Here is a 9,450-nt window from a genome sequence, read left to right as displayed (position 1 = left end):
TTCATGTTTTTTGGCTTCAATCATTGGTAAAAGCTATGTTTCGCCAGAACACAATTGACAAAACTTATATTGCCGAGGAGAACTCGAATTCACTCATCTTTCTAAATGCTGTTTTCTCACTTTTTCAGCAAGCCCTATATACCAATCCTCGCATCAATTATAAAATCTTTCTCTTCTCTTCCTTTGTGTCCTTTGCGTCTTCGCGGTTCGTTCTAACTAATTGTATTAAAATGAGAATTATGCTTGAGTTTCTGCTGAGCGTAAAAATTGGCGGCCACAGTTCAGAAATTGGCAATTCCCAGCCAGGAAAAAGTTCAGTAACAGTCAAAATATCTTCATTTCCCAACACAATCGGTTCACCTTTCCGAAATAACGGGGACTTTGCCTGAGACGTGCGGCTCGGACAAAAGAAACATCAGGTGCTGTGAGGTTAGCATCAGGTAAAATAAAGCCGCCTGCGGAGTCGAAAACTCGACCCAAACGGCGGGGATAAACCCAATTGGCGAGCAGCCAACTGAAAATTACACCTATTTCGCTAGATACAATATCTGACGGCCCCACAATGATAATCTTCCCGCTTTCTAGTTCAACTTGGTAGTCTTGACCGGCTTCTTTGAAGGTTTTTTAGACTTTTTCTAAGTCTTTGACTGTCATCACATTGGTTATTCCTTAATTGGTTAGGTGCGTCAGTCGCTAGTGTATTCACAATTAGCAGAATTATACGGAGCTGACGCACCCTACAGTTTGATTATTCCTTGGCAGAAAAGGAGTTGCCGCAGCTACAGCTTTGGGCGGCATTGGGATTGTGAAATCGGAAACCTCCGCCCATCAAGTCTTCTGAATAATCCAAGGTGAGCTGATTGAGATATTTTAAGTGCTGGGGGTCGATCGCAACGGAAATTCCCTCCGACTCGCATACAGCGTCTTCTGGGGCTGGCGCATCGTCAAATGCCATTGTATAAGACAAACCCGAGCAGCCGCTCGATTCCACGCCTAGACGAAATAAAGCATTGGGGTTCGGATACTTCGACTTGAGGCGCGTTACTTCTATCGCTGCTGTTTTGCTCAGATGAATCATTATTTGTAATTTGTAATTTGTAATTGGAATGTAGGGTGCGTCGCGCCGCGCACCTTACCTGCAGAATCTAGCGCACCTTACTGAGAATGTAGGGTGCGCCGGGCCGCGCACGTTAATTTGAGTGAGTTACTTTGCCTTTTCTGTACGGGCATAATCGTCTTGAAAGCGGACAATATCATCTTCTCCGAGATATTCGCCATTCTGCACTTCAATTAAAATCAGGGGGATAACTCCCGGATTTTCCAGCCGGTGAGAAATGCACTGAGGAACGTAGGTAGACTGATTTGTAAACAGAACTTGTTCAGTTTCGCCGCAAGTAACTTTTGCAGTACCAGAAACCACTATCCAGTGTTCGCTGCGGTGGTGGTGCATTTGCAGGCTGAGGCGGTGTCCGGACTTAACTTCGATCCGCTTAATTTTATATCCGGGGCCTTCTTCTAGAGTCGTAAATGAACCCCAAGGCCGCAATTCTGTAGCGGATATTCCGTTGGGTGCTGCAGGTGCGTGCAGAGTAGATACTTGAGAAATATCTTGAATCTGAACCATGATTTCCACTCCTTGAGGATTCCTTGCGAATCCTTTGGTAAACGACGTTGGATTGTGATATTAACTAATTTATCCTTAAAACCTAAGTCCGATCGCGCGGACTGGTTAGCGGACTGTAGAGTTTTGCACTTTTGTCTGCTCTGCTCGATCAACCCACCTTGACCACCATAGCAAAATCATCACAGCGGTTGTTACCCGGTATTTGCGATCGCCCCAATTTACATCAAATCTTCATAGAAAGGCCGCTGGTTCTTGAATATTGATTAAAGGTGAATCCTAATCCAGCTCTTGAGACTGCTGCTGCAAAACGGATAGCATCTCTTGATAGAAAGGCAGCCCTTGACCCAGGCTATCGCTGGCGGTTGCTAGGATTTGCAAGGTTTCGATCAGCGAGTATCGGGCCGCATCTACAATAAGATCGAGGAGCGGATGAATCCCAGAACCATGCTGCTGTGCTTCTGCGATCGCATTGATGTAGGCAGCACGCACCTGGTTAGAGATAATGACAATGGGATATCCCGCCCGCAACAGCAGGAGATTCATCAATAGTCGCCCGGTGCGTCCGTTACCATCCCGAAATGGATGAATCGAAACAAAGCGAAGATGTGCTTCGGCTGCCAACTCTAGCGGATGCAATGATTTGATTTTAGCATCGTTGAGCCATTGGATAAATTCCGGCATCAAACCCGAAAGCAAATAATGAGGCGGATAGAGGTATTCGGTACCGGCGGCTTTGACATCTAACTGCCGATAGCGTCCAGCTTCCTCCGGGGCGATCGCCCTTATAATTAAGTTGTGAATTTGTTTAATTTCCCATTCACCGATCTCCGTGTCCGATCGCATTAGCGTTTCAATGTAGTCTATCGCATCTCGATGTCCGATGACTTCTAGGTGTTCGCGCAAAGTTTTGCCACCGACAGTGATGCCGGTTTCTAGGACTAATGCGGTTTCGCGCTGCGTTAAGGTGTTTCCCTCGATCGCATTAGAATGATAGGTGAACCGAACGTCATAGAGTTTTTTCAATTCTGCAACCAGCGTGGGAGAAAGTGGCCGAAAGCTATCTAACCAGGCTTTGAGTCGATCGACTTGTTGCAATTTTTCAGAAAGATTCATCGCGGATGAGAAGGCAAAATGCTGGTGGAGAATGTCACCCAGACGCTGAGGATACAGTCGCACTAACAATGCGATAAACTCATTTCTCAAGAACAGGCAAGATGCCTGTTCCACAAAAATTGAGTTTTCTTGTGGAGCGGCCATCTTGCCCGCCCTTGAAAGGCTTGTTAACAATGGTGCAAGATGTGAGTTGGTATCGAAATTACTCATCTCTCTCTTATCTCCCTCTGCGCTCTCTGCGGCCTCTGCGGTTTAATAATTCAAAATATATAATTGATCGTCTAGTTGCCAACAAGCTGTTTTTCACTTATTTATGAACAGGCAAGATGTCTGTTCCACAAGAAAATTCACTCTTTGTGGAACAGGCATCTTGCCTGTTGCTGACAATGGTGCAACATCTCAGGTTTAACTATTTTTTTACTCGGATATAAAAAGCTTGGATTTTTTGGGTGGTTCTACCCAATTGAGTAGATCCACATATAATACATGATACTAGATCGATCGGCATCCCACCCTCTACTCTAGATCAAAATCTTTTCACCACTTTGAGAGACACATCAAAATGAACAACAACGGACTGCCACAAAAGCAAGGCCTGTACGATCCGCAGTTCGAGCACGACGCTTGCGGAGTCGGATTTATTGTACACATCAAGGGTAACAAATCCCACGAAATTGTCGAGCAGGCACTGACAATCCTGCTGAACCTCGACCACCGGGGCGCCTGCGGCTGCGAACCCAACACCGGAGACGGGGCGGGCATTTTGATGCAAGTGCCCCACAAGTTTCTCAAGAAAGTAACCGCGGCCCTAAACATCGAACTTCCCGAAGCCGGCGAGTACGGCGTTGGCGCGATTTACTCGTCGCCAAATCGAACTGAACGCGAAAACGGCAAACGCATTTTTGAGGAAATCGCCGCCGAAGAAGGCCACGAAGTGCTCGGTTGGCGCGATGTGCCCACGGACAACTCGTCCCTCGGCGACACCGCCAAATCTAGCGAACCCTTCATGCAGCAAGTGTTCCTGCGGCGCGCAGCAGGTATGGACGAGGCGGCTTTTGAGCGGAAACTCTACGTCATCCGCAAACGGGCCCACAATGCGATTCGCAGGACGAATGTAGACCCCTACTGGTATAATTCGACACTTTCCTGCCGGACGATCGTCTACAAGGGTATGTTAATGCCGGTGCAAGTCGGCGATTACTATCCCGACTTGCACGACCCGGACATGGAAAGCGCTCTAGCCCTAGTTCACTCGCGCTTCAGCACGAATACTTTTCCGAGTTGGGAACGATCGCACCCTTACCGCTACATCGCCCACAACGGCGAAATTAACACGATGCGCGGCAACATTAACTGGATGCACGCGCGGCAATCGCTGTTCGAGTCGGAGTTGTTCGGAGACGATTTGAAGAAAATCCCGAATTTAATCAACATCGAAGGTAGCGACTCGACGATTTTTGACAATGCTTTGGAATTGCTGACTTTGGCTGGGCGTTCTTTGCCGCACGCTGTAATGATGATGATTCCGGAACCTTGGACAGCCCACGAGTCGATGAGTGACGAGAAAAAGGCTTTCTATGAATACCATTCTTGCTTGATGGAACCTTGGGACGGCCCAGCTTCGATCGCCTTTACCGATGGTACTTCGATCGGGGCCGTGCTCGATCGCAACGGTTTGCGCCCTTCCCGCTACTGCGTTACCAAAGACGACTTGGTAATTATGGCATCGGAAGCGGGAGTTTTGCCGATCGCCCCAGAACGAATTGTATCAAAAGGCCGCTTGCAACCGGGGCGGATGTTCCTGGTAAATACCGAGGAAGGCCGCATCGTCTCTGACGAAGAAATTAAGACCAAAATCGCCACAGAACACCCGTACCGCGAGTGGATAGACCAGCACATGGTCGAAATCGCCAAACTGAAAGATGCGCCGGCATTGCCAGAATCCCACCCCGAAACATTGATCCAGCGCCAGATGGCTTTCGGCTACACCTTTGAAGAACTGCGGTTGCTGTTAGCGCCGATGGCGAAAGATGGCGTAGAAGCTGTAGGCGCGATGGGTGCGGATACGCCGCTGGCGGTGCTTTCCAACCGCCCAAAACTGCTTTACGAATACTTCCAGCAGTTGTTTGCCCAAGTTACCAATCCGCCGATTGATTCTATCCGCGAAGAAATTGTAACTTCTGCCGAAACTACGATCGGCGCTGAACGCAATTTGCTTAAACCAGAACCGGAAAGCTGTCATTTGATTGAACTGAAAACGCCTATTCTCAGCAATGAAGAATTAGCTAAGCTCAAACACGTAAATGAGGGCAATTTCCGGTCGATTACACTGCCGATTTTGTTTGACCCCAAAAGCGGGGTAAAAGGTCTCGAACAAGCCTTAGAAGAGGTTTTTGCAGCAGCAGACAGCGCGATCGCCTCTGAGGTGAATATCATCATTTTGAGCGATCGGGGTATCAGTCCAGACAAAGCCCCAATTCCAGCGCTGCTGGCAGTTGCAGGCCTGCACCACCACTTGATCCGTAAAGGTACGCGCACGCGGGCGGGACTCGTGCTCGAATCCGGCGAACCGAGGGAAGTGCATCACTTTGCGACACTTATTGGATATGGTTGCGGCGCGATTAATCCGTATTTGGCCTTTGAGACGATCGCCGATTCGATCCGCGAAGGATTGCTGCTAAATGTCGAGTACAAAACAGCTTGCAAAAACTACGTTAAAGCGGCAACTAAAGGTGTGACGAAAGTTGCCTCGAAAATTGGGATTTCCACAATTCAAAGTTACCGTGGCGCGCAGATTTTTGAGGCGATCGGCTTAAACAAATCCGTAGTCGATAAATACTTTGCTTGGACAGCCTCGCGGATTGAAGGCGTAGGCCTCGAAGTCATCGCCCAAGAAGCAATTTTGCGCCATACTCACGCTTTCCCCGATCGCCCATCCAGCGGACATACTCTCGATGTCGGCGGCGAATATCAGTGGCGGAAAGAAGGCGAGGCGCATTTGTTTAGTCCGCAGACAATTCACGCGCTGCAAAACTCGGTGCGCCAGGGCAGTTATCCGCTTTTCAAACAGTATTCTGGGCTGGTTAACGAACAAAACCAGCAGCATTTTACCTTGCGCGGTTTGTTGCAATTCAAGCAGCGGGAATCGATACCGATTGAGGAAGTTCAGCCGATCGAATCTATTCTCAAACGCTTTAAAACTGGGGCGATGAGTTATGGTTCGATTTCTAAAGAAGCCCACGAATCTCTGGCGATCGCGATGAACCGCATTGGTGGCAAATCGAACACCGGTGAAGGTGGGGAAGACTCGGAACGCTACACTTGGACGAACGATCGCGGCGACTCGAAAAACAGCGCGATCAAACAAGTTGCTTCCGGGCGTTTCGGCGTTACCAGCTTGTACCTTTCCCAAGCGCGGGAACTGCAAATCAAGATGGCGCAAGGTGCGAAACCAGGTGAAGGCGGACAGTTGCCCGGTAAAAAAGTATACCCGTGGATTGCCAAGGTGCGGAACTCGACTCCGGGTGTGGGATTGATTTCGCCTCCTCCTCACCACGACATTTATTCGATCGAAGATTTGGCAGAATTGATTCACGACTTGAAAAATGCCAACCGGGAAGCGCGGATTAGCGTGAAACTCGTGTCGGAAGTTGGAGTCGGGACGATCGCAGCCGGGGTTGCGAAAGCCCACGCCGATGTCGTGTTGATTTCCGGCTACGACGGCGGAACCGGCGCTTCGCCGCAGACTTCGATCAAACACGCCGGTTTACCTTGGGAATTGGGACTGGCGGAAACTCATCAGACTTTGGTACTCAACAATCTCCGCAGCCGGATTGTCGTGGAAACAGACGGTCAAATGAAAACCGGGCGCGATGTAGCAATTGCTGCCTTGCTTGGGGCTGAGGAATTCGGTTTTGCGACCGCGCCGCTGGTGACATTGGGCTGCATCATGATGCGCGTTTGCCACCAGAACACTTGCCCGGTGGGCGTGGCGACCCAAGACCCGCTGCTGCGGAAAAACTTTACCGGCGACCCCGATCACACGGTAAACTTTATGACCTTCGTCGCCCAGGAAGTCCGGGAAATTATGGCGCAGTTGGGCTTCCGCACGCTGAATGAAATGGTGGGGCGGACTGATGTTTTGGAAGCGAAACAAGCTGTGGAACACTGGAAGGCTAAGGGTTTGGATTTCTCGAAAATCCTTTATCAGCCGGAAGTTGGGCCGGAGGTGGGGCGCTATTGTCAGATGGCGCAGGATCACGGTTTGTCCAAGTCAATGGACATGACTGTGTTGTTGGATTTGTGCAAAGGTGCGATCGAAAACGGCGAAAAAGTCCACGCCAAGCTGCCGATTACCAATGTCAACCGGGTTGTCGGCACAATTCTCGGCAACGAAATCACCAAACGCAACTGGGAAGGTTTGCCGGATGACACGGTGCACCTGCACTTCCAAGGCAGCGCTGGGCAAAGCTTTGGGGCTTTTGTGCCCAAGGGAGTCACCCTGGAGCTCGAAGGCGAAGCTAACGACTATTTGGGCAAAGGGCTCAGCGGCGGCAAGATTATCCTGTATCCGTCGCCAGCTTCTACCTTTGTCGCGGAAGAAAACGTGATTGTCGGTAACGTAGTGCTTTACGGCGCGACTGCTGGTGAGGTTTTCATCCGAGGGATGGCGGGCGAACGTTTTGGGGTGCGTAACTCTGGCGTGAATGCAGTAGTTGAAGGTGTGGGCGATCACGGTTGCGAGTACATGACTGGCGGCAAAGTTGTAGTTTTGGGCGCAACCGGGCGCAATTTTGCAGCGGGTATGAGTGGCGGTGTTGCTTACATTTTGGATGAAGCGGGGGATTTTGCTACTCGCTGCAATATGTCGATGGTGGAGTTGGAAAAATTGGAGGATGTTGAGGAAATTAGCGATTTGCGGCAGATGCTTCAAACTCACGTTGATTTGACTGGAAGTGCGAAGGCATCGAAGGTTCTGGCTGCGTGGGATGAGATGGTGCCGGTGTTTGTGAAGGTGATGCCGAGGGATTATAAGCGGGTGTTGCAGGCTATTGAAAGGGCGATCGCATCGGGTTTAAGCGGTGATGATGCGCTGACGGCTGCGTTTGAAGAAAACGCTCGCGATGTCGCCCGGATTGGCGGTAGTTAGGGGTTTACGTTAGAATTCTACTCATGTAGCAAGGGTCTTTCTTGTTTGTAGCGAAGTCTAGATCCCCCCTAGCCCCCCTTAATAAGCAGGGTGGATTAATTGTCGAGAGGTTAAATCAAGGTCATGAAGGCTATTGACCGACATTATGCGAGGCATTTAATAGGTTTATCTGGACTAGATAAATCAAAAAGTAACTCACTCAAATCTTCCATTTGATTAGCCATTAATCTTAAAGCTTCGGGAAAAGTATGAGTACATTTCATGCGAGCCAATGAAACTAAAAATTGCCTAACCATTGCCCAATTGGCAGGTGCATTACCACCACTACGAATATCGTTATCCTCGTTTAACGTCACATCTTTAACCCAATGCAGCCGATTTTCAATCAACCAGTGACCACGAATAGCCGAAGCAAATTGACTAGCTGACCAATCCAGACTACTTAAATAATAGTGTACTTCATCGAAATCAACCTGGTGACGACGACTTTTTTTTCCCTCCCATCGAGTTCCATATCTCCTGACCACAATTATATGTTTTGCACCCGCCCAAAGGGGCAATAATTGAGGCGGAATTGGATAAATTTTGGTGTGCCGAGTTGTGGTTCGTCCATGTATACATTCAGAAACTTCATTTTCGTCAGATGCCATAGTAGAACTGACTAATTTATTGGCAGCTTTAAACAAATTTAATTGATTTTTTTTTAGGGTAACTATATAGTCATTCCCACTATCAATAATTAAGGCTAGTGTTTTTTTTTGACAGTGTAGTGCATCGAGGGTAATTACTACTTTTTTACCGGAGAGTTCTTGAACTAGCTCCTGTACGACTTCCACTTCACTTTTATGTTTATTTTCCATGACTTGATGTCGAACTACCCATCCATGATGATGACTATAAACGGAAACCATACTGACAAAGTTTTGGTAGGAACTACTCCCTCCTACGGAGGTGCTTTTGATACCTTTTCCATCCATTGCCATCAATTCTCCTTCGTCTATTGACAATTTTTGTTGAGACCATACATTAAAAAGAACGGCTAATATCTCAAAGTCTAATGATTGAATTACATTTCTAAATGTTGAGTCTGATGGAAATCGAATATCACTCGGGAGGTTAAATAATTTTATCAGAGTCTTTCGATGATTTTTGGTAAATTCTACTAAGGGCTTATACCCCCAATATCCCGTGCAACTACCCAACAAAATTATCGTTAATATCAGCCAAAGTTCATGTCTAATACCTCTCGCATGTCTATGATCTGGAACAGCTTTAATAGCTTCAATTAAATTCATTGTTGATTCATTACAGCAGGGATAGTCTACCCGGACGGGCAGACTTGATTAGCTCGAATATCATACATTCCCCCCTGACAATTAATCCACCCTGCCTAGCCCCCCTTAAGAAGGGGGGGACCGGAAATTGATCAAAGTCCCCCTTCTTAAGGGGGATGCGAGGGGGATCGAGGCTTGGATAAAAGCGAGATTTATCAAGGCTTTCAGGCGATTGTTGACACCTATGGGCAGTGCCGTGTCCCTACGGCACTCACTACAAACCTGTAACT

General features: G+C 48.3%; 5 protein-coding genes and 1 pseudogene. 1 reads left to right on the top strand and 5 read right to left on the bottom strand.

What is annotated here, in order from left to right:
• Positions 1-262 precede the first annotated feature (262 nt).
• The 4 genes and pseudogenes from ACUVJL_RS14210 to ACUVJL_RS14195 form a co-directional block, all read right to left on the bottom strand.
• Positions 263-654: pseudogene (locus ACUVJL_RS14210) on the bottom strand (Uma2 family endonuclease); the annotation flags it as partial.
• A gap of 94 nt (positions 655-748) precedes the next feature.
• Positions 749-1,078, bottom strand: coding sequence for a HesB/IscA family protein (locus tag ACUVJL_RS14205; protein WP_445246437.1), 330 nt, complete (start codon positions 1,076-1,078; stop codon positions 749-751).
• A 126-nt stretch (positions 1,079-1,204) separates the two neighbouring features.
• The gene (locus ACUVJL_RS14200) at positions 1,205-1,624 is read right to left on the bottom strand and encodes a cupin domain-containing protein (RefSeq protein ID WP_445246436.1); all 420 of its coding nucleotides are present in this window, start codon (positions 1,622-1,624) and stop codon (positions 1,205-1,207) included.
• Between the two features lie 276 nt (positions 1,625-1,900).
• Positions 1,901-2,881 carry a Fic family protein gene (locus ACUVJL_RS14195; protein ID WP_445246435.1) on the bottom strand — a complete coding sequence of 327 codons (981 nt, stop codon included), beginning with the start codon at positions 2,879-2,881 and terminating at the stop codon, positions 1,901-1,903.
• Positions 2,882-3,299: 418 nt separating this feature from the next.
• Between ACUVJL_RS14195 and gltB the strand changes: the two genes are divergently transcribed.
• Positions 3,300-7,886, top strand: coding sequence for a glutamate synthase large subunit (gene gltB / locus ACUVJL_RS14190; RefSeq protein WP_445246434.1), 4,587 nt, complete (start codon positions 3,300-3,302; stop codon positions 7,884-7,886).
• Between the two features lie 143 nt (positions 7,887-8,029).
• Here gltB and ACUVJL_RS14185 read toward each other — a convergent pair whose 3' ends face one another.
• Positions 8,030-9,181 (bottom strand): ISAs1 family transposase, encoded by a 1,152-nt coding sequence (locus tag ACUVJL_RS14185; RefSeq protein WP_445246433.1) that lies wholly within the window; start codon positions 9,179-9,181, stop codon positions 8,030-8,032.
• Positions 9,182-9,450: the final 269 nt, after the last annotated feature.

This window comes from Microcoleus sp. OTE_8_concoct_300 (assembly GCF_031383065.1).
Lineage (GTDB): Bacteria > Cyanobacteriota > Cyanobacteriia > Cyanobacteriales > Microcoleaceae > Microcoleus.
Note: the sequence above shows the minus strand (reverse complement) of the source record. Positions and strands in the feature narration are given on the sequence as shown.